This window comes from Variovorax sp. Root318D1 (assembly GCF_001424835.1).
GTDB lineage: Bacteria > Pseudomonadota > Gammaproteobacteria > Burkholderiales > Burkholderiaceae_C > Variovorax.
The window spans coordinates 369,907-390,564 of the sequence record NZ_LMCQ01000023.1 but is presented as its reverse complement, the minus strand read 5'-3'; the positions used below and the strand labels follow the sequence as shown (position 1 = coordinate 390,564).

Below are 20,658 nucleotides of genomic sequence, written 5' to 3'. Positions count from 1 at the left end.
CGCCATGCAGAGGCTGCACCCCGACACGCTGGCCGCGCTGCCGCCCACGGTGTCACGCCCCGCCTATGACCGAGCCGCGCTCGAGACCGGCATCGTCCATCTTGGCGTCGGCGCGTTCCAGCGCGGGCACCTGGCTGCCGTCAACGAGGCGGCGCTGCATGCGAGCGGCGACCTCAGCTGGGGCATTGCCGGCGTGTCGCTGCGCAGCGCCGAAACGCGTGATGCGCTTGCGCCGCAGGACGGCCTCTACACGCTCTCGCTGCGCGACGTGGACGGGGCCGGCACGCCGCGCGCGTCGTTGCAGGTCATCGGCTGCCTGCTCGGCGTGCAGGTCGCGCCCGAAGACCCGGCCGCGGTACTTGCGCGCATCGCCCACCCCTCGACTCGCATCGTCAGCCTCACCGTCACGGAAAAAGGCTACTGCCACGATCCGGCCACGGGTGCGCTGCGCACCGATCATCCCGACGTGCGGCACGATCTGGCGCGCCCCGATGCGCCGCGCGGCACGCTCGGCTTCCTGGTCTCGGGCCTGCGCCTGCGTCAGCTGCGCGGGCTGGCGCCGGTGACCTTGCTGTCGCTCGACAACCTGCCCTCCAACGGCCACCTGCTGCGCGGCCTGGTGCTGGACTTCGCGCAGCTCGTCGATCCTCAGCTTGCACGCTGGATTGCCGAACATTGCAGTTTTCCGTGTTCGATGGTGGACCGCATCGTGCCGCGCACCACCGCGGCCGATCGCGCTCAGGTGAACGCCGCGCTCGGGCTGGAAGATGCTTGGCCGGTGGTCGGCGAACGCTTTCTCGAATGGGTGGTGGAGGACGATTTCGCAGCCGGCCGTCCGGCCTGGGATGCGGGCGGCGCTCGCTTCGTGTCCGATGCTCGCCCCTTCGAAACGCTGAAGCTGCGCATGGTCAACGGGGCGCATTCCGCCCTCGCGTACCTGGGCGCGATGGCCGGTCTCGATACGGTCGACCGCGCCGTCGGCACACCGGCCCTGCACCGCTACCTCGATCGGCTCATGCGCGAGGAAATCGCGCCCACGCTCCCGGTGCTGCCGGGGCTGGATATCGATGCCTATCGCCAGCGCCTGCTCGAGCGCTTCGCCAACCCGGCGCTGGCCCACCGCACGGCGCAGATCGCGATGGATGGCTCGCAGAAGCTGCCGCAGCGCCTGCTGGGCACCGTGCGCGATCGGCTCGCCGCCGGCGCCCCCATCGACTGCCTTGCGCTCGCCGTCGCGGCCTGGCTGCACTACCTGCGCGGCGTGGACGAACTGGGCCACCGCCACGAGATCCAGGACCCCTTGGCCGATGCGCTGGCCGAACGCTGCGCGGCGGCCGAACGCGCCGCGGGAACGGCCGAACCGGCGCAAGCCGACGAAGCGCGCGTGGCCGCGCTCGCGGCTTTCGCGCCGGTGTTCGGCAACGACCTGGGACGCGATGCGCGTTTCGTCTCCGCCGTGGCCGCGCAACTGCGTGCACTGCGCGAAGTGGGCGTGCTCCAGACGCTGGCGACCCTCGCCTGAGCGGCGGCCTGAGTGGGCGGGCGCGGCCCGCAGTCACAATGCCTTGGCCATGCGCATCTTCACCCGACTCCTGCGCGCCCTTGCCGCGGCGCTGCTCGTGCCCATTCTTCTGTTCGAGGAATGGGGTTGGGAGCCGCTTGCCGCGCTGGTCCGCAGCCTGGCGCGCCTGCCATTGTGGGCACGCGCCGAAGACTGGCTTCGCAAGCTGCCGCCCTGGGGCGCCTTGCTGGCTTTCCTGCTGCCCGTTCTCCTGCTGCTGCCAGTCAAGGTGCTGGCCCTCTTCCTGTTCGGCCGCGGCCATGCGGCCAGCGGCGTGACGGTATTGATCGTTGCCAAGCTGATCGGCACCGCTTTCGTGGCGCGCATCTTTCAGCTGGTCGAAGGCGCGCTCATGCGCATTCCCCTCTTTGCACGCTGGTACCCGCGCTGGAAAGCCTGGAAGGACCGCGTGTTGACGCTGGTTCGCGAAAGCCGCCCCTGGCGCTTGGTGCGCGCGTTCAACCGGCGGATCTACCGCGTTTGGCGCCAGCTGCGCGGCCAAGCACTGCAGTAGTTAATTTTATCCGGGTAGATTGCATTCTTCGTTTTACCCGGATAAAATCAGCCGCATGAACACCTCTACGCTGGCATCAACAACACCAACAGCCTCGGCCTCCTCCACCCTCACCGCTTTTTCCGGCTTCCAGCGCGTCGCCGGCGGCACGCGGGCTGACGTGCTCGCGCAGTTGCGCCAACGCGTCGATGCCGCTTCCGTGCTGCTGTTCGACGATTCGACCGGCGCGCAGGTCGACCTCGACTTGCGCGAAGAGGCTGCGCCCGCGGAACCCGAGGCCCACGACGAAGCGCCGCGTGGCGTCGGGCGTCCCAAGCTCGGCGTGGTGGCGCGCGAGGTCACCCTGCTGCCGCGCCACTGGGACTGGCTCGGACGCCAGCCTGGCGGTGCCTCGGTCGCATTGCGGCGCCTCGTCGACGAAGCGCGCCGCGTCAACGCGGACCGCGACACGGAGCGTGCCGCGCGCGAAGCTGCCTACCGGTTCATGACGGCCATCGCAGGCGACCTGCCCGGCTTCGAGGAAGCCACGCGCGCGCTGTTCGCGGGCGAACGCGAGCGCTTCAATGAGCTGGTCGCATCCTGGCCTGAAGACATCCAGGCGCATCTGCAAAAGCTGTCCGCAGCCGGCTGGAGCGCCGCATGAGCGCGACGCCAGGCTCCGTGACCCAAGCCTCCACCGATGACACCGGCCTGCGCAGCACGCCGGTCGCATCGGCGGGGGTGCCGCGCGCGCTGTGGAAGACCTTCCTGTTCTTTCTCGCGCCGATGCTGCTCAGCAACATCCTGCAGTCGCTCTCCGGCACCATCAACAACATCTACATCGGTCAGATGATCGGCGTTAGTGCGCTGGCGGCCGTGTCGAGCTTCTTCCCGGTGATGTTCTTCTTCATCGCCTTCGTCATCGGGCTGGGTGCCGGCGCTTCAGTGCTCATCGGCCAGGCCTGGGGCGCGCGCGATATCGCCAAGGTCAAGGCCATCGCCGGTACCACGCTGTCGGTCGGCATGCTGCTGGGGCTGGCGGTGGCCGTGTTCGGCGGCGCCTTCACCACGCCGCTGCTCGCCTTCCTGGGCACGCCGCCCGACGTGTTGGCCGACTCCACGCGCTATGCCCGCATCATGCTGATCGCGATGCCGGGGCTGTTCGTGTTCCTGCTGTCCACCGCCATGCTGCGCGGGGTCGGCGACACGGTCACGCCGCTGCTCACGCTGATCTTTTCGACCGCGGCCGGCCTCATCGTCACGCCGGCGCTCATCCGCGGCTGGGGCGGCCTGCCGCAACTGGGCGTTGCGAGCGCCGCCTGGGCCACGGTGGTGGGCTTCGTGGCCTCGACGCTGTGGCTGGGCTGGCGCCTGCGCCGGCGCGGCAGCCCGCTTGCGCCCGACGCGGAATTCATTCGCCACCTGCGCATCGATCCCAAGCTTTTGAAGGCGGTGCTCAAGGTCGGCGTGCCCACCGGCTTGCAGATGATCGTGGTCGCCCTGGCCGAGGTGGTGCTGCTCTCGCTGGTCAACAGCTACGGCTCCAGCGCCACCGCGGCCTATGGTGCGGTGAACCAGGTGGTGGCCTATGTGCAGTTTCCGGCCATCTCGATTGCCATCACGGCGTCGATCCTTGGCGCGCAGGCCATCGGCGCGGGTCGTGCGGACCGGCTGGGCGCCATCGCCAAGACGGCGCTGTTGATGAACCTCGTGCTGACCGGCGGACTGGTGCTGCTGGGCTACCTGTTCTCGCGCCACCTGATGGGGTTTTTCATCACCAGCGCGCCAGTGATCGAGATCGCGCAGACGCTGCTGCACATCATGCTGTGGAGCCTCGTCATCTTCGGCATGGCCTCGGCCATCTCGGGGATCATGCGGGCCAGCGGTTCGGTGCTGGTGCCCACGGCCATCTCGATCCTCTGCCTGATCGGCATCGAGGTGCCCGTGGCCTGGTTCATGAGCCACCGCATCGGGCTCAACGGCATCTGGTATGCGTACCCCGTGACCTTCGGGGCGATGCTGCTGCTGCAGACCGCCTACTACCGCCTGGTGTGGCGCAAGAAGGCGATCCGGCGCATGGTGTAGCGGCCGCGGCGGCGGGTCACTCGCCGTCGAAAGCTTTCTTCACCCCGGCGATGTCGAGCTTGATCATCTTCATCATCGCCTGCATGGCGCGGGCGGCCTTGGCCCGGTCCTTGTCCTGGAACATCCGGATCACGGGCATAGGCACGACCTGCCACGACACGCCGAAGCGATCGGTGAGCCAGCCGCATTGCACCGGCTGGCCGCCGCCTTCGAGCAGCTTGTCCCAGTAGTTGTCGACCTCGGCCTGGGTCTCGCATTTCACGCACATCGAAATGGCCGGCGTGAACTTGTACTGCGGCCCGCCATTGAGCACCATGAACTCCTGCCCTTGAAGCTCGAAGGTCGCGGTGAGCAGCGAGCCCTTCAGGCTGGGGTTCTCATCGCCCCAGAACTGCTTGGCGGTCACGCGCGAGTCAGGGAAGATGGCGGTGTAGAACTTCACCGCGTCTTCACCGTTGCCGTCGAACCAGAGGCAAGAGTAGATCTTCTGCATGGGAATCTCCTGTGTCTTCGATGATGAACCTCAGGGTTCAATATCCAGGCCGTGGGAGGTGCTTGTCAACCCTCGGACACCACCGGCAGCACGACGCGAAAAGCCACACCCTTGTTCGACAGGCCTTCGGTCACTTCGACCCTGCCCTCCATCCGGGCGACGGCCTGCCTGACGATGGAAAGGCCGAGGCCTGAGCCGCTCGCCTCATGGCCCGCCCCGCGATAGAAGCGCTCGAACACCTGCTCGCGCTCGGTGGCCGGTATTCCGGGGCCATCGTCAGCCACGGTGAGCACCATTCCCTCGTCTTCCGCGCGCAGCGTCACGGCCACCTGGCCGCCGTCATGTACATAGCGGATGGCGTTGTTCAGCAGGTTCTCCAGGATCGACTGGAACGCCGGTACGTCGATGGAGGCACCGAGGTTGTCGGCCGCATCGAAGGTCAGCTCGATGCGGCGCGCCAACGCGCGCGGCGCTGCCTGGGCCAGAATTTCCCGCGCGAACTGCGCAACGTCGATGCGCCTTGGCGCGGCCGGCTGGGCCTCGTCGAGCAGCGCCAGGTCGAGCAGTTGCTGTGTCAGGTGCGAGGCCCGCGCGATCGCCTGTTCCAGATGGGCCTGCGCGCGCGCCCGGTCTTCGTCCGTGCCCGCACCCGCCAGCGCGTGCGCCTGGGCTGCGATGACGGCCATCGGCGTTCGCAGCTCATGGGCCGCGTCGTGCACGAAGGCGCGCTCGCGCTGCACCTTGTCGCGCAGCTGCTGCAGCATGCGCTCGAGCGCCGAGGTCAACGGCCTGAGCTCGGCATAGGGCGGGTCCACGCCCAGGGGTGAAAGGTCGGTGGCCTTGCGATGGCCGATACCGTCGGCCAACCGACGCAATGGCCGCAGCCCATGCTTCACCGCGAGCCAGACCGGCAGCAGCACGATCGGAAATGCGAGCAGCAGATAGGGCAGCATGTTGCGCGTGTTGTTGTGCAGCACCTTGGCAAAGGTGCGCTCGGGCTCCGCGAGGCGCAGCGACCAGTGCGGCGTTTCATCCTGGTAGACCCAGTACGGTTCGCCGCCGATGTCTTGGGTGGTCACCTGCCGCAGAGGCCCCGCAAGAAGCTCGCCCTGTATCCCGGGTGACGAATAGACCAGCCTGCCGCCGCGGTCCCAGAGCTGGAACCGCAGCGTTCCCGGCGGATTGCCGCTGATGCGAAGGGTCTTGTAGATCGTCTCCGTCGACACGATGACCGCGCGAACGCTGGCCTCGTCGTCGAGCTGCGAAATTGCTTGCGTGAGCGACCGGCCGAGCTTGCTCAAGCCCTGGTCGACGGCTAGCGACTGCCGGAAGTTGACGTACATGTACGCCTGCAGTGCCAGCAGCACGAAGACGAAGGCCAGCAGCACGGCCAGAAAGACACGCTGCACGAGCGTGGGGCGCCACAGCCTGCCGCTCATCATGAGGCGAGCATGTAGCCCACTCCGCGCACCGTGTGCACCAGCGCGCTGCCGATCTTGCGCCGCAGGTTCGACACATGCACTTCCACCGCGGCAAAGTCCAAGGGCTCGCCCAGCGGCTCCAGCTTTTGCGCAAGCGCACCCTTGGCCACCACGGCGCCCGGCTCGCGCGCGAGTTCGAGCAGAAGCCGGAATTCGCGCGGCGACAGCTCCAGCGGCTCACCGTTCAGCGAGGCCATGTGGCGGCGCGGCTCGATGGCCAGCGCACCCAGGGTCCACACCTCGCTGGCCTGCCGCGCCGAGCGGCGCAGCACAGCGCGGATGCGGGAAATGAGCTCGGCGGTGGCAAAGGGTTTGATGACGAAATCGTCCGCACCGCCATCGAGCCCGGCCAACCGGTCTTCCACCGCCGAACGCGCGGTGATCACGATGACCGGAAGGCTGCTGCCCTCGCGCCGCCAGCGCGCGAGCAGATCCAGGCCGCTGCCGTCGGGCAGCGAGAGATCGAGCAGCACGCAATCGAAAACGGTGGCGTCCAGCGCGCGTGGCGCGTCGGCCGCACGCCGGCGCCATTCGCTGCTGAGACCCTCGACCTTGAGCGCGGCCTGCAAGGCGCGGCCAAGGTCGAGGTCGTCTTCGATCAGCAGGATGTGCACCCGGCCATTGTGCGCGAGCCAACCTTTGGCAAAGCCAAAGGTTGCCACCGGCAGAATCGATGCGCGGACAAGACCGCGCATCAAGACATCCAAGAGGGACGAGGAACATGAGATACAGCAGAAACCCCAGCCGCTGGCGCATCGCTCTTGCGGCCGCCTGCGGCACGCTTGCGCTTCTTTCCGGCTGCGCCACCGGGCCCACGCACCCGTCGCTGATTGCCGCGCGGCAGGACAACACGCTGCCGCCGCTCGTTCCCATGCGTCGCTTCGTCGCCAACATCGACGCGGTCAACGGCCATGTGCTCTCGCCCGACGGACAGCAGCTGGTGTGGGTGCAGACGGTCGGCACCGACGTGGGCCTGGGCGTGCGCAAGACGGCCGACGCCGCCACGGTCAATAGCGCCAGCACCCGCACCTTCGCGACCGGCACGCTGGCGCGGCCCTTCGTGTCCGGGCCTACCTACTCGTGGCTGCCCGACAGCCGCCACCTAGCCTACCTCAAGGACTTCACCGGCGACGAGAACACGCAGATCTTCGTGCTCGACACCGAGGCGCCGGGTGCCAAGCCCTGGGCCGTGACGCCCTGGCCCGGCGTGCGCTCGGCCATGCTGGGCCAGGGCGCGCCCGGCAGCGCCACCTTCTACTTCGCAAACAACCAGCGCGACCGCTCCAGCATGGATCTTTTCGAAGGCGATGCCCGCACGCGCACCGTGCGCGAGATTGCGCGCAGCGAACCCGACAGCCGCGTGATCTCGTGGTTCATCGACACCCGGCGCGAACTCGCGGGCCGCATGCGGCAGCTTGGTAGCGCCGACGGCTCCGACCGGCTGCTGGAACTGCGCCAGCCCGACGGCGGCTGGCGCGCCTTCAGAACGGTGAAGGCCTTCGATTCCTTCTGGCCCCAGCGCATCGACCTTGCCGCTGGGCGGCTCTGGACGTTGACGAATGTCGGCCGCGACAAGCTCGCCATGGTCGAAGTCGACCTGGCCACCGGCGCGGAGCGGCTGCTGGCGGAAGATGCGGCGGTCGATCTCGACTACGGCGTGTTCCCGCCGCAGCAGGGAGCGCCGCTCGCGTACGTCTCGGAACCCGGCCGCCCGCGCATCGCCTATCTCGATGCCGCGCTGGGCAACGAAGTGGCCGGTGCCGTGAAGACGGCCCGGGAGCGCGGCTGGCTGAACGCCGAACCCGTCATCACGCGCCCCGCGGGAATGGCCAACGACCAGCGCCGCATGGTGCTGCGTTCGACCACAGAGAACGAAACCGTGGAACTGCTGCTCGACCGTGCGAACGGGCAACTCACGCGGCTCACGCCGCCGCGCGAGCCAACCGCAGAGCTCTTCTCGCCCTCGGAGCCCTTCTCGTTCAAGGCGTCGGATGGTCTCGTGGTGCACGGCTACCTGGTGCGGCCGCGCGGCGTCAAGGGGCCCGCGCCGCTCGTGGTGAACATTCACGGAGGCCCGTGGGCCCGAGACTCGTGGCAATCCGGTAGTTTTACTCCCACGCAGATGCTGGCGAACCGGGGCTATGCGGTCCTCAAGGTGAACTACCGCGGCTCCGCCGGCTACGGGCGCGCCTTCATGATGGCCGGCGCCCTCGAAACCAGCGGCCGGCTCCAGCGCGACATTGCCGAAGCCGTGCAATGGGCCATCGACCAGGGCGTGGCCGACCCGAAACGCATGGCCGTGCTCGGCGGGAGCTTTGGCGGTTTCTCCGTGCTTGCCCAGCTCATCCAGAAGCCGCACGACTACCGCTGCGGCATCGACGTGGTGGGCGTCGCCAACTGGCCCCGCGTGATCGAGAACTGGCCGCCGTTCTGGCGCAACCGCCACTACTTCGCGGCCTTTTTCGGCGACGTCAACAAGCCGGAGGAGCGCGAACGCATGCTGCGGGATTCGCCCATCTCGCAGATCGACCGCATCACGGCGCCGCTGCTCGTGATTCACGGCGCCAACGACGTGCGCGTGCTGCGGCAGGATTCGGACGACGTGGTGGCCGCGCTCCAGAAGCTTGGCCGGCCGGTCGAGTACATGAGCTTTCCCGACGAAGGCCACAGCGTGCGCAAATGGCGCAACCGGCTCGCGCAATGGCGCAAGATCGAAGACACCCTGGCGGTGTGCCTCGGCGGCCGCAGCAACGGGTTCGACTTCTACGAGCTGATGCCGCGGCAGTAGCTACCGCGCTTTCGCAGGCTTGCCGCCGATCATCAACCACGCGCTCAGCGCACTGAGCACGGCCAGCCCCGCGCTCAGCAGCATTACCCAGCGAAAACCCGCCACGAAGGATTCGGCGACGGCGCGCTTCAAGGCCGCTGCCGTGGCCGCGTCCACGCCCGGCGGCAGCGCGGCGCCGGCCAGCTTGCTGCGTTCGCCTTCCAGAAACGACGACACCTGCGCCGAGGCGCCCATGCCGCGCAGGCTCTCCGTCAAGGCGCCGTCGAAGGCCCAGGCCATGACCGCGCCGAACACAGCGATGGCCAGCACCGCGGCCGCGCGCGACACCGCGTTGTTGACGCCCGAGGCCACGCCCGCCTCCTCGGGCCCCACCGCATTCATCACGGTGGTGGTAAGCGGTGCCACGGTCACGGTCATGCCGAAGCCCAGCACCACCACCGCGGGAAAGAAGCCGCTCCAGTAGCTCGCGCCGACACCGGGCACCGCGAACAGTGCAAAGCCCACGGCGGCAATCGCGGGTCCGATCACCAGCGGCAGCCGCGGGCCGAAGCGGTCGACCAGCTGGCCGGCCCAGCCCGAGAGCGCGAACATGATGAGAATGAACGGCAGCAGCGCGGCGCCGGCCACGGTGGCCGAGTAGCCCTGCACCTGGATCAGGTTGAGCGGGAAGAAATACAAGCCGCCGCCCAGCGCCGCATACAGCAGCAAGGTCAGCAGGTTGGCACCGCTGAAGTTGCCGATGCGCAGCAGCGCCAGCGGCAGCATCGGCGTGCGTGCCTTGCGCTCCGCGGCAATGAACCCCGCGCTGCCTACGATGCCGATGGCCAGTGCCGCCAGCACCGCGGGTGAGTTCCAGTGCTGCGTGGGCGCTTCGATGAACGCGTAGACGATGCCGCCCAGGCCGGCGGTGGCCAGCAGCGCGCCGAGAAAGTCGAGCCCGCCGTTGGCTGACGAGCCATGGCTTTCGGGCACGTGGCGCCACACGATCCACATCACGAGCAGTGCCATCGGCACGTTGATGAGAAAGGCCCATGCCCACGAGAAATGATCGACCAGGAAGCCGCCGAGCACCGGCCCCGCGGCCGCCGTGATGCCGCTGAAGCCCGACCATGTGCCGATGGCCTTGCCGCGTTCCTTCTCGGGAAATGCGGCGCTGATGAGCGCGAGGCTGCCGGGCACCAGCAAGGCGCCGCCGATGCCCTGCGCCGCGCGTGCGGCAATCAGCTGCTGCACATTGGCCGAGAGCCCGCAGGCCACCGAGGCGATGGCGAAGATCCCCACGCCGATCGCGAAGATGCGGCGCCGCCCGAAATGGTCGCCGAGCGCGCCGCCCACCAGCAGCAGCGCCGCCAGCAGCAAGGCATAACTCTCGACCACCCATTGAGCCTGGAACGCCGTAGCGCGCAGGTCGGCCTGGATGGCCGGCAGCGCCACGTTGACGACCGTGCCGTCGATGAAGGCCATGCTCGACCCCACGATGGCTGCGGCCAGCACCCACGGCTTGGAGGCATCGGGACAGGCGCCCTCCTGTGCCTTCGCGCCATGCAGGATCAGCGTTTCGTCGCAGGGCGCCTTTCCGATCTGTGCCATGGTGATCTCCGATCTGTTCGATTCCTGGCTTGCTCCTTCCCCCGCCGTCGTGCCCCCACCCCTGCCCTCCCCCAAAGGGGGAGGGAGAAAGAAATCAGGGCGCGCATGCGGTCGCTGCCGCGTTCGTTCGCGCCGCGCTCACGCTGCGCGCGATGGCCGCCGCCGCGGCCGCGGTCACGTGCTGCGCCCCCTGCGCCACCGCGTCGATGCCGCTCGCAACCGGCTCACCCACGTTCAGCTGGCACACCATCGTGCGGGTCTCGTCGGAGCGACGCAGCGTCCAATTGAAGCCCGCATCCACGCGGCCGCCATCGATCGCATCGAACTGGCGCACCTGCACTGCGATGCGCCACACAGGCTGCGACGTTTGCCGGCCACCCTTGGTGACGTCGAGCGCACCAAGCCGCGCCGCAATGCCGCTGGCGAGCGCGTCCTGCAGTTCGTTCTCGAACGACGCGGCCCAGCGGTGCTGCTCGAGCACGTCGACCTGCACGCCGCCATTCGGTCGGCCCACCACCATCTGCGGCCGTGCGAGCCGTTCGGGCACGGCCACGGGTGCCAGCTCGATGTAGAGGGGCGCGGCGCTGCCGATGGTCGAAGGCGCCACCTCCGCAGCCGGCACCGTGCTTGCCAGCGTGTAGTAGTTGTCGGGCTTGCTCGCGCAGCCTGCCAGAACGATCAGCACTGCTGCTGCAGCAGCAAGCAGGAACGGTTTTTTCTTCTTCATTTCTTGTCGTCCGGTTTGCCGCGCAGAAGCGACTCGGGATGGCGTTCGAGATAGTCCGTCAGAACGCGCACCGAACCCGCGGCACGGGTCAGCTCGCGCAGCGTCTGGCGCATGTCCTGCTGTAGTGGCGAATCGTCGGCCAGCGTGCGCTCGGCGTTGTTGACGGTCTTGCGCACGTCCTTCATGGCGGCGGTGAGCTCGGGCGTCACGTCGGTGTTGATGCGGGTCACGGCCTGCTCGGTGCTGGCCAGCGTCTTGTTGAGCGCGGCGAGCGTCGTGCGCAGGTCGCCCGCGATCTGCTCGTAAGGCACCTTGTTGAGCTTGCTCGCGATCTCCTGCACCTGCGACTGGATCTCGTCGAGGCTGTTGGCCACGGTGGGCAGCTCGATCGGGTTCTTCTCGAGGTTGATCTTCGCCGGCGGCGCCTTCGGGAAGAAGTCGAGCGCGACGTAGACCGAGCCGGTCAGCAGGTTGCCGTTGCGCAGCTGGGCGCGCAGCCCCTTCTCGGTCAGGAACCGCAGGCGCTCCTGTTGCGTGGCGCGCGACTCTTCCCCGGTTTCGCCCGCGCGGCGGCGCAGCCGGTCGGGGTACACCTGCACCAGCACCGGCATGCGGAACTCGCGCTCGGCCCGGTCGAACTCCACGCCGATCGACTTGACCTCGCCGATCACCACGCCGCGGAAGTCGACCGGCGCACCCGGCGAGAGGCCGCGCAGCGACTGGTTGAAGTACATCAGCAGCGTCTGCGGCGGACCATCGGGCTCCTTCATGGCGGTGGTCTCGTCTTCCGCCAGCGTGAAGGCCGTGTTCTCCTTGGCAAGCGGCCCCATCGCATCGTCCGGCGCCTTGAAGGCGATGCCGCCGAGCAGGATGGTGGCAAGCGATTGCGTGCGCAGCGTGAACCCGCTCGCGCTCAGCTGCGCATCGATGCCGCTGGCCTGCCAGAAGCGCGTGTTGACGCCCACGAACTTGTCGTACGGCGCGTTGACGAAAACGCGCAGCGTCACGCCGCGGCCGTCGCCGTCGAGCTGGTAGGCCGCCACCTGGCCGACCTTGATGCGCCGGAAATACACCGGCGATCCCACGTCGAGCGAGCCGATGTCGGTCGCGCGCAGCAAGAACTGCTGGCCCGAGGCATCGCGCGTGACGATGGGCGGCACCTCCAAACCCTTGAACTCGCTCGCGGTCTCCTTCGACACGCCCGCATCGGCGCCAATGTAGGCACCCGACAGCAAGGTGCCCAGGCCGGAAATGCCGGAGGTGTCGAGCCGAGGCCGCACCACCCAGAAGCGCGAGTCTTCGGCGGTGAAGCCCTCGGCTTCCTTGTTGAGCTGCACCTGCACGCGGACGTGCGAGCGATCGCGTGCAAGCCGCAGGCTCTGCACCGTGCCGATCTGCACGTCCTTGTACTTGACGGCCGTCTTGTTGGCCTCCAGCCCCTCCGCGGTCTCGAAGGTCAGCACGATCTCGGGCCCGCGCTCCATCAGGATCTTGGCGATCAGCATCACGCCGACCAGCGCGGCGACGATAGGAATGAGCCAGATCAGCGAGGGCAGCCATTCGCGCCGCCGTACCACGCGCGGCGGAGGGAGGCCCGTCGGGGCCGGTTTGTGATCGGGTCTGGCTTCTTCGTCACTCATGCTGGCTTTTCTTCCCTGTTGTCGAGCAGCGGCTGCTCGCGTTCACGTTCATGTTCGGCTTGCTGCTGCCTGCTGTCCCACGAGAGCCGGGGATCGAAGCTCAGCGAGGCCAGCATGGTCAGCACCACCACCGATCCGAATGCCGCAATGCCCACGCCCGCGTTGATGACCGCAAAACCTTGGATCTGCACCAACCCGGTGAGGAGCGACACCACGAACACGTCGAGCATCGACCAGCGGCCGATGATCTCGATGATGTGATAGAGCTTGGCCCGCTCGGGCCGCCGCCAGCTGCTTGCGCGCTGCGCCAGCAAGGCAAGCAGGATCAATACCGTGAGCTTGAACAGCGGCACCAAAAAGCTTGCGATGAAGATGATGGCCGCGAGCCCGTAGGCGCCCGACACCCAGAAATAGATCACGCCGCTCAGGATGGTGTCGTACTGCGCGCCGAACAGCGTGCGCGTGATCATCACCGGCAGCAGGTTGGCCGGTATGTACATGATGCAGGCCGCGATCAGGAAGGCCCAGGTGCGGTTCAGGCTGTAGGGCTTGCGCGTGTGCAGGCGCGTGCCGCAGCGGCCGCAGGGTTCGCCCTCCTGGGCATCGCGCCAGACGGCATCGCAATGCGGGCAGGCCAGGAGGCCGAGGGAAGCGGCCGTTGCCACGGGCGCTTCGTCTTCATCGTCCTCCACCGGGCGGAAGGGACCGATCACGCCGCCTCCTCCTCGGGCTCGCCGGGCGGGCGAAAGGTCATTTCCCAGAATGCGTTGGGATTGAACGAGAGCACGGCAGTCAGCATGACCGTCAATGCCATGAAGGCCCAGAGCGCCGGCCCGGCCACCACGGTGGCCATGCTCGACAGCTTGACGATGGCCACCAGCACGCCGAGCAGGAACACCTCGATCATTCCCCAGGGCCGCAGCATCTGCATGGCACGCACCAGGATGGCAAAGCCGGCCGGCCGATGCTCGCGCTGGAGCGGAATCAGAAGGTAGGCCAGGATGCACAGCTGCAGCAGCGGAAAAAGGAGCGTCGTCGCCAGCACCAGCAACGCCACGATCGACATGCCCTCCGTGCTCAGCACCACCACCGCACCGGCCAGCGTGGTCTGGCTGCGCAGGCCCTGGAGCTCGATCTCGACGATCGGAAACAGGTTGGCAATGGCGAACATGATCAGGCACGCCACCGTGAGCGGCAGGATGCGGCGGTGCTGGTCGCCCGGATGGCGGTAGAGCTCGGTGCCGCAGCGGGCGCAGCGCGACACCTCGCGCGGCTGCAGCGGCGCACGGCTGAAGACCGCATCGCAGCCCGGGCAAACCACGGTTTCAGGTACTTCCGTCATGGGGCCGTACCCTAACCTATTCAGCCGTGCGGCTCCGTCGTTTTCAGCCGCAGGCTGCTGAAAACCGCCGCCACGCCGGCGCAACAGGCCGCCAGCACCAGGGCCACCACCGGCCCATGGCCGCCGTGCGGGCTCCAGACGCTGAACACGCCGGCCAGCACCACCGCGCCCAGCGTCTGCCCCGTGAGCCGTGCGGTGCCGAGCATGCCGCTGGCCGCGCCGCTGCGGTGCGCCGGCGGCGAGGTCACGATGGTGTGGTTGTTGGGCGACTGGAACAGCCCGAAACCCAGGCCGCACAGCGCCATGCGCCAGGCGATGTCGGCATTGCCCGGTTGCGCCGGCAGCGCGGCCAGCAACCCCAGGCCGACAGCCAGCAGGCCGAGCCCGATGCCGCCCAGCAGCCCGTCCGGGTAGCGTCCGATCAATCGACCCGCAATCGGCGCCATGGCCACGATGGCCAGGGGCCACGCGGTAATGAGCAGCCCGGCCTCGATGTGGCTGCGCCCATACACCTCGAGCAGCAGGAAAGGCAGCGCGATATAGGCCAGCATCTGCGCGCAGAACGCGGCCACCGAGGTGCCCATCGACAGTGCGAACACCGGAATGCGCAGCAGGTCGATCGGAAAGAGCGGAAACGCCAGGCTGCGTTGCCGCCGGATATAGATAAAGCCCACGGCCACGCCGGCCAGCAGGATCGCCCACGCGGACGACGATGGCGCCCCGCCCTCGCGAACGCCGAGCCGGTCGACGCCCAGGAACACCAGCGAGAACATCAGCACGTTCAGCGCCACGTCGAGCGGCGAGAAGCGCAGCCCTGCTGCCGGCGGCACGCGGTTGAACGGCAGCGCCTTCATGCCCAGCGTGAAGACGAGCAACCCGAGCGGCACGTTGATCGCGAAAAGCCACGGCCACGAAGCCACCGAGAGGATGGCTGCAGCCACCGACGGCCCCGCTACCGACGACGTGGCCACCACCATCGAGTTGATCGCCATGCCGCGCCCCAGCAGCGCCGAGGGGAAGGTCAGCCGCACCAGCGCCGCATTCACGCTCATGATGCCCGCCGCACCCAGGCCCTGGAAGGTGCGCGCGACGATCAGGGTGCCGAGCGAATCGGCAAAAGTGGCGCCGACCGACGACACAGTGAACACCGCCATGCCCACCAGGTAGACGCGCCGGTAGCCGACGAGGTCGCCCAGAGACGCCAGCGGCAGCAGCATCACCAGGGTGGCGATCTGGTAGGCGTTGACCACCCAGATCGCATGCGACGGACTGGCCTGCAGTTCGCGCGCAATGCCCGGCAGCGCCAGGTTCACGATGGTGCCATCGAGCACGGCCACCATGATGCCCAGGATGATGACCAGCATCGCACGGTGGCGCGCAGCCGGCTCGAGCCCGTCGACGGGCTGCATCGCAGTGGTGCCTTCGGACGCCGGAGCCTCGGCGCCCGGCAACAGGGCCCCCTTGAAGAACGGAAAAGAACGCATTGAACCGATTGTCGCGAAGGGTGGCACCCGGTGCAGGCGTGGGGTCGCCAGGCGGCGGTTGCTAATTCTGGACAAAGAGTACGACCTTGGTATTCACGCCTTTCGCAGGGACGCCGCCGGAGATCGCAAGCATGCATACGCCCGCTACGCTATCGCCTGTCGCAGACAGTCCGACACAACGAATCACAACTACCGCTTCCACGAGCAGCGCCCCCATGGCCCTCGCCCGAAACCATTCCCAAGCACCATGAAATTCGGAACCAAGACCTTGCGGCCTGTCCACCAACTCGGCGGCCTTCCAAGGCTGTTCATCGCCCTGGCCGTGGCCTACTTCATGACCAGCCTTGGACACTTCAGCCACAACGCGGAGTTCATTTGCGAGTATCCGAACCTGCCGGCCTCACTCACCACTGCAGGGATCTACCTGGCCTGGGCGGCGATCACGTCGGTGGGTGTGCTTGGCTTCCTGCTCATCCGGAAGCAATGGGTCGCCACGGGGCTCTTCGTTGTCGCCGCGTACGCCTTGCTCGGCTTCGATGGGCTAGGCCACTATGCGCTTGCGCCCTTCGAGTGGCATACCCGCACCGCCAACTTCACGATCCTTGCCGAGGTGGTTGCCGCCGCGCTCCTTTTGTCGGCGACGGTGTGGCAGTTGGCGCTGCAAATCAAGCCCGCCGCCTTCAATACAAGGTAGCGCGCTGCCGCGCCGGCAACTCGCGGTCGTAGGCTGCGCCGTCGAAGGCGGCATCGGTCAGCGCCGACAGGATGGCGCCGGCCGTGGGCACTTCGCGCCGCGCATCCACGGGCAGCGGCGCCCAGAGCTGCGAGCGCTGGATCGCGCGGGCGCACTGGAAGTAAACGGTCTCGACGCGGATTTCGATCACGCACTGCGGCGGCTTGCCGTCGACCGCGAAGCGCGCCAGCAGTTCGGGCGCGACCGTGATGCGCGCGGTTCCGTTCACGCGCAAGGTCTCGCCCACGCCGGGAATCAGGAACAGCAGCGCCACGCGCGGATCGGCCACGATGTTGCGCAAGCTGTCGATGCGGTTGTTGCCGCGGCGCTCTGGCAGCAGCAGTGTCTTCTCGTCCTGCACCGCCACGAACCCGGGCGGATCGCCGCGCGGCGACGCGTCGAGCCCGCCAGGGCCGGTGGTGGCAAGCACTGCAAACGGCGAGGCGGCAATCAACGCCTGGTAGCTCGGGTGCAGGTAAGGCACCTCTTTCTTGAGCGAGGCTTCGCCGGCCTGGCCGAACAGCGCTTCGAGTTGATCGATGGTTTCGATGGCATGGGTCATGGGACAGCTCATGGTTCCTTTAGAAAAGCGAAGCCATCCCGTTCGGCCGGGCGCCTTCGATGTCGAGCATGCGCAGTTTCGTCAGCGCGCCGCCGCCGGCCGAAAAGCCGCCGGGCTTGTTGCCCGCGGCCAGCACGCGGTGGCATGGCACCACAGGCGCGAAGGGGTTGTGGCCCATGGCCTGGCCCACCGCGCGCGACAAGCCTTTGTCGCCGAGCTCGGCCGCGATGTCGCCATAGGTGCGCGTCTGGCCGGGCGGAATGCGTCGTGCAATCGCATAGATGCGCTGGTTGAATTCCGACACGCGGCTCATGTCGAGCACGATGTGATTCAGGTTGTCGGACGCGCCGTTCAGCAGGCCCTGGATGGCCGCGATCGCCTGCCGTGCGCTCTCGGGCGGCGCCGACTCGGGCAGGTCTGCGAAGCGGCGCCGCATGCGGGCGCGCGTGGCGGCCTCGCCGTTGTCCTCGGGCAGTTGCACGCCGATGAGCCCGCGCGGACCCCAGGCCAAGGCGCAGGTGCCTATTGCGGTGTCGAACAACGCGAAGCCGGATTTCTCCGTGGTTGCTGCATTCATCGCGCCATTGTGTGCCAGCCGCTAAATCTTTTCGGCCGGCAGGGTTGGCGACACCAGGTGGCGTTCGAGCAGCACGGCCACGTGCACCGCCTCGCGCTGCGCGCCGTCGCCGATCTGGTGGCGGCAGCTGGTGCCGTCGGCCACCACGACGGCATCGGGCCTGGCGCGGATCGCCGGCAGCAGGCTCGCCTCGGCCATCTGCATCGAGACGTCGATGTGGCGCGCCTCGTAGCCAAAGCTGCCCGCCATGCCGCAGCAAGAGCTTTCGATCAGCTCGGGCTCGGCACCCGGAATGAGCCGCAGCACGTCCAGCACCGGGCTGACGGCGCCGAAGGCTTTCTGGTGGCAATGGCCGTGCAGCAGGATCGGCGCGGTGGCGGGCGTGAGCGCGAGCTTGAAGCGGCCGGCTTTCATCTCGCGTGCAATGAACTCCTCGAACAGCAGGGCCTGTTTGGCTACCGTCTCGGCCTTCTTGCCGAAGCCCATCACCAGGGTCTCGTCGCGCAGCGTGAGCAGGCACGAGGGCTCGAGGCCGACGATGGGAACGCCGGCCTCGGCGAGGGGCCTGAGCGCATCGATCAGTGCTTCGGCGCGGCGCTTGGCTTCGCTCACCATGCCGCTGGCCAGGAAGGTGCGGCCGCAGCAGTGGTGGCCTCCGCTCTTCTCGACCGTGTGCAGCGTGTAGCCCGCGGCCTTGAGCACGCGGGCCGCCGCCAGCGCGTTCTCGCTTTCGAAGGTGCCGTTGAAGGTGTCGACGAAAAGCACCGCGGCCTTGCCGCCGCTGGCCTGCACCGACAGCACCCCCTCGCGACTTGCGAACATGCCATGCATGTCGGCCTTGGTACGCCAGAAGGTGTCCGAGCGCCATTCGGGCAGCGACCTGCGCGCCGAAAAACCAAGCAGCTTTTCGCCCAGCCAGGCTGCGCCCGGCACGGTGTTGCGCAGGTTCATGAGCCACGACACGCGGCTCGCACGGTGTGCATAGTCGGGCATGTAGGCCACCAGCTTGTCCTTGAGCGTATGGCCGTGGCGCTTCTTGTAGTGGTCGAGAAACTCGATCTTCATCTTCGCCATGTCGACGCCGGTCGGGCAGTCGCGCTTGCAGCCCTTGCAGCCGACGCACAGGTCCATGGTTTCGTGCATCGCTTCGCTGGTAAAGGCATCGGCGCCGAGCTGGCCCGAGAGCGCGAGCCGCAGCGTGTTGGCGCGCCCGCGCGTCAGGTGCTGCTCGTCCCGCGTCACGCGGTAGCTCGGGCACATGGTGCCGGCGTCGAACTTGCGGCAGTGGCCATTGTTGTTGCACATCTCCACGGCCTTGGCCAGGCCGCCGGTGCTGTCGCCACCTGTGCCCGGGGCGGTGGTCTGCTCCGTGACGGGGTCGGCATTGACGTTCCAGGTCGACCAATCGAGTACGGGCTTGAGCTCGATGCGACGGTAGGGCTTGGGGGCCGTGGGCGGTGCAAAGCGGAACAGCGAAGCGTCGTCCATGCGCGGCGTGTCGACGATCTTGCCGGGGTTGAACAGGTTGGCCGGATCGAGCTTCTGCTTGATGGCGCGAAAGGCCTGGTTGATGGCCGGGCCGAACTGCCACTCGATCCATTCGCCGCGGCACAGGCCGTCGCCATGCTCGCCGCTGAAGGCGCCCTTGTACTTGCGCACCAGCGCGGCGGCCTCTTCCGCAATGGCGCGCATCTTGGTGCCGCCGTCCGCGCGCATGTCGAGAATCGGCCGCACATGCAGCGTGCCGACCGAGGCATGCGCATACCAGGTGCCGCGGCTGCCGTACTTCGCAAACACTTCGGTCAGCGCATCGGTGTACTCGGCCAGGTGCTCGAGCGGCACGGCGCAGTCCTCGATGAAGCTCACCGGCTTGCCGTCGCCCTTCAGGCTCATCATGATGTTGAGGCCGGCCTTGCGGACCTCCCAAAGGTTCTTCTGGCGCGCGTCGTCGGGCATTTCGACCACGCTGCCGGGCAGGCCGAGATCGCCCATCAGCTCGACCAGCTGCTTGAGGCGCGGCAGCAGCGCGGCCTTGTCGGCGCCGGCAAACTCGACCAGCAGTATGGCCGCCGGCTTGTCGATCAACGCCGTTTCCACCGTCGGCTTGAAGGCCGGATTGGCAAGGCTCAGCTCGATCATCGTGCGGTCGACCAGTTCCACCGCCGTGGGGCCGAGCTTCACGATGTGCTGCGCCGCGTCCATGGCCGAATGGAAGGTTGGAAAGTTCACGATGCCCAGCACCTTGGCGCGCGGCAGCGGAGCGAGCTTGAGCGTGAGGCTCCGGGTGTAGGCCAGCGTGCCTTCGGCCCCGACCAGCAGGTGCGCAAGGTTCACGCTGCCGTCGGCGGTATAGGGGCGCTCATTCTGGTTGTCGAAGATGTCGAGGTTGTAGCCGGCCACGCGGCGCAGCACCTTGGGCCAGGTGGCGTGGATCTGCTCGCGGTGCTCCAGCGCGAGCCCGTGCACGAACTTCGCGATGCCGGCCGCGCGAGCATTAAGCGTGGCCTCGGGACCAAAGTTCACCAGTTCGCCACTCGAGAGCCATGCGCTCGCGCCCAGCACGTTGTGCACCATGTTGCCGTAGGCGATGGAGCGCGAGCCGCAGGAGTTGTTGCCCGCCATGCCGCCCAGCGTGGCCTGCGCGCTGGTCGACACGTCGACCGGAAACCAGAGGCCGTGTGGCCTGAGTTGCGCGTTGAGGTGGTCGAGCACCAGGCCGGGCTCGACGGTGGCGGTGCCCTCTTCCACATTCACGTCGAGCACGCGGCGGAAATGCTTGCTGTTGTCGATCACCAGGGCGGCGCCCGTGGTCTGGCCGCACTGGCTGGTGCCGCCGCCGCGCGCGAGCACCGGCACCTTCAGGTCGCGCGCAATGTCGATGGCGGTGGCAATGTCGCTGTCGTTGGTCGGCACGAAGGCGCCCACCGGCGTGATCTGGTAGATCGACGCATCGGTGGCATAGCGGCCGCGCGAGCCGTCGTCGAACAGCACCTCGCCTTGCGTTTCCGCGCGCAGCCGCCGCGCCAGCGCCTCGCAGGTGTCGTTGGGCGGAAGAACGGTTCCGGCGGGCTGGATGTGGCTGGCGGGATCGACGCGCATGGT

18 protein-coding genes are annotated in these 20,658 nt (G+C 67.9%); 6 read left to right on the top strand and 12 right to left on the bottom strand.

From position 1 onward, the window contains the following. Positions 1–4: 4 nt before the first annotated feature. The 4 genes from ASC78_RS22685 to ASC78_RS22670 are packed head-to-tail and all read left to right on the top strand — an operon-like array spanning position 5 to position 4,139. Positions 5–1,522, top strand: coding sequence for a mannitol dehydrogenase family protein (locus ASC78_RS22685; protein ID WP_055806610.1), 1,518 nt, complete (start codon positions 5–7; stop codon positions 1,520–1,522). A 49-nt stretch (positions 1,523–1,571) separates the two neighbouring features. Beyond that, the gene (locus ASC78_RS22680) at positions 1,572–2,075 is read left to right on the top strand and encodes a hypothetical protein (RefSeq protein ID WP_055806608.1); all 504 of its coding nucleotides are present in this window, start codon (positions 1,572–1,574) and stop codon (positions 2,073–2,075) included. Between the two features lie 55 nt (positions 2,076–2,130). Beyond that, positions 2,131–2,718 carry a DUF2239 family protein gene (locus tag ASC78_RS22675; RefSeq protein ID WP_082517631.1) on the top strand — a complete coding sequence of 196 codons (588 nt, stop codon included), beginning with the start codon at positions 2,131–2,133 and terminating at the stop codon, positions 2,716–2,718. Beyond that, positions 2,715–4,139: an MATE family efflux transporter gene (locus ASC78_RS22670; RefSeq protein WP_055806607.1), complete on the top strand. Its 1,425-nt coding sequence runs from the start codon at positions 2,715–2,717 to the stop codon at positions 4,137–4,139. The genes ASC78_RS22675 and ASC78_RS22670 overlap by 4 nt, the downstream gene beginning before the upstream one ends. A 16-nt stretch (positions 4,140–4,155) precedes the next feature. Here ASC78_RS22670 and ASC78_RS22665 read toward each other — a convergent pair whose 3' ends face one another. The 3 genes from ASC78_RS22665 to ASC78_RS22655 form a co-directional block, all read right to left on the bottom strand. Further along, positions 4,156–4,632, bottom strand: a complete 477-nt coding sequence (locus tag ASC78_RS22665) for a VOC family protein (protein WP_055806605.1) — start codon at positions 4,630–4,632, stop codon at positions 4,156–4,158. A gap of 65 nt (positions 4,633–4,697) precedes the next feature. Next, positions 4,698–6,071 (bottom strand): sensor histidine kinase, encoded by a 1,374-nt coding sequence (locus ASC78_RS22660; RefSeq protein ID WP_235505174.1) that lies wholly within the window; start codon positions 6,069–6,071, stop codon positions 4,698–4,700. Next, positions 6,071–6,727 carry a response regulator gene (locus ASC78_RS22655; protein WP_055806785.1) on the bottom strand — a complete coding sequence of 219 codons (657 nt, stop codon included), beginning with the start codon at positions 6,725–6,727 and terminating at the stop codon, positions 6,071–6,073. Before ASC78_RS22655 ends, ASC78_RS22660 begins: the two co-directional genes overlap by 1 nt. 107 nt (positions 6,728–6,834) lie before the next feature. On the opposite strand from ASC78_RS22655, the gene ASC78_RS22650 reads away from it, so the two are divergent. Continuing rightward, positions 6,835–8,901: a S9 family peptidase gene (locus ASC78_RS22650; protein WP_055806595.1), complete on the top strand. Its 2,067-nt coding sequence runs from the start codon at positions 6,835–6,837 to the stop codon at positions 8,899–8,901. Here the strand turns inward: ASC78_RS22650 and ASC78_RS22645 are convergent, their stop codons facing one another. From ASC78_RS22645 to ASC78_RS22620, 6 genes are all read right to left on the bottom strand, one after another. Beyond that, the gene (locus tag ASC78_RS22645) at positions 8,902–10,491 is read right to left on the bottom strand and encodes an MFS transporter (RefSeq protein WP_055806590.1); all 1,590 of its coding nucleotides are present in this window, start codon (positions 10,489–10,491) and stop codon (positions 8,902–8,904) included. A gap of 94 nt (positions 10,492–10,585) precedes the next feature. Further along, complete coding sequence (locus tag ASC78_RS22640; RefSeq protein ID WP_055806584.1) at positions 10,586–11,218, bottom strand: PqiC family protein; 633 nt, start codon at positions 11,216–11,218, stop codon at positions 10,586–10,588. Then, the gene (locus tag ASC78_RS22635; RefSeq protein WP_055806582.1) at positions 11,215–12,858 is read right to left on the bottom strand and encodes a PqiB family protein; all 1,644 of its coding nucleotides are present in this window, start codon (positions 12,856–12,858) and stop codon (positions 11,215–11,217) included. Before ASC78_RS22635 ends, ASC78_RS22640 begins: the two co-directional genes overlap by 4 nt. Further along, positions 12,855–13,568, bottom strand: a complete 714-nt coding sequence (locus ASC78_RS22630) for a paraquat-inducible protein A (RefSeq protein ID WP_055806781.1) — start codon at positions 13,566–13,568, stop codon at positions 12,855–12,857. Before ASC78_RS22630 ends, ASC78_RS22635 begins: the two co-directional genes overlap by 4 nt. After that, complete coding sequence (locus tag ASC78_RS22625) at positions 13,568–14,200, bottom strand: paraquat-inducible protein A (protein ID WP_055806581.1); 633 nt, start codon at positions 14,198–14,200, stop codon at positions 13,568–13,570. The genes ASC78_RS22630 and ASC78_RS22625 overlap by 1 nt, the downstream gene beginning before the upstream one ends. A gap of 20 nt (positions 14,201–14,220) precedes the next feature. Beyond that, a complete protein-coding gene (locus tag ASC78_RS22620; RefSeq protein WP_157634514.1) occupies positions 14,221–15,609 on the bottom strand; it encodes an MFS transporter in 1,389 nt (462 codons plus the stop codon). 322 nt (positions 15,610–15,931) lie between these two features. Between ASC78_RS22620 and ASC78_RS28135 the strand changes: the two genes are divergently transcribed. Beyond that, the gene (locus tag ASC78_RS28135) at positions 15,932–16,378 is read left to right on the top strand and encodes a hypothetical protein (protein WP_055806577.1); all 447 of its coding nucleotides are present in this window, start codon (positions 15,932–15,934) and stop codon (positions 16,376–16,378) included. Here the strand turns inward: ASC78_RS28135 and ASC78_RS22610 are convergent. The 3 genes from ASC78_RS22610 to ASC78_RS22600 are packed head-to-tail and all read right to left on the bottom strand — an operon-like array spanning position 16,365 to position 20,655. Further along, positions 16,365–16,991 (bottom strand): pyridoxamine 5'-phosphate oxidase family protein, encoded by a 627-nt coding sequence (locus ASC78_RS22610; RefSeq protein ID WP_200934351.1) that lies wholly within the window; start codon positions 16,989–16,991, stop codon positions 16,365–16,367. The genes ASC78_RS28135 and ASC78_RS22610 overlap by 14 nt on opposite strands. A gap of 7 nt (positions 16,992–16,998) precedes the next feature. Continuing rightward, positions 16,999–17,556 (bottom strand): methylated-DNA--[protein]-cysteine S-methyltransferase, encoded by a 558-nt coding sequence (locus ASC78_RS22605; RefSeq protein WP_055806571.1) that lies wholly within the window; start codon positions 17,554–17,556, stop codon positions 16,999–17,001. 21 nt (positions 17,557–17,577) lie between these two features. Further along, positions 17,578–20,655, bottom strand: coding sequence for an FAD-binding and (Fe-S)-binding domain-containing protein (locus tag ASC78_RS22600; protein ID WP_055806568.1), 3,078 nt, complete (start codon positions 20,653–20,655; stop codon positions 17,578–17,580). Between the last annotated feature and the right edge of the window lie 3 nt (positions 20,656–20,658).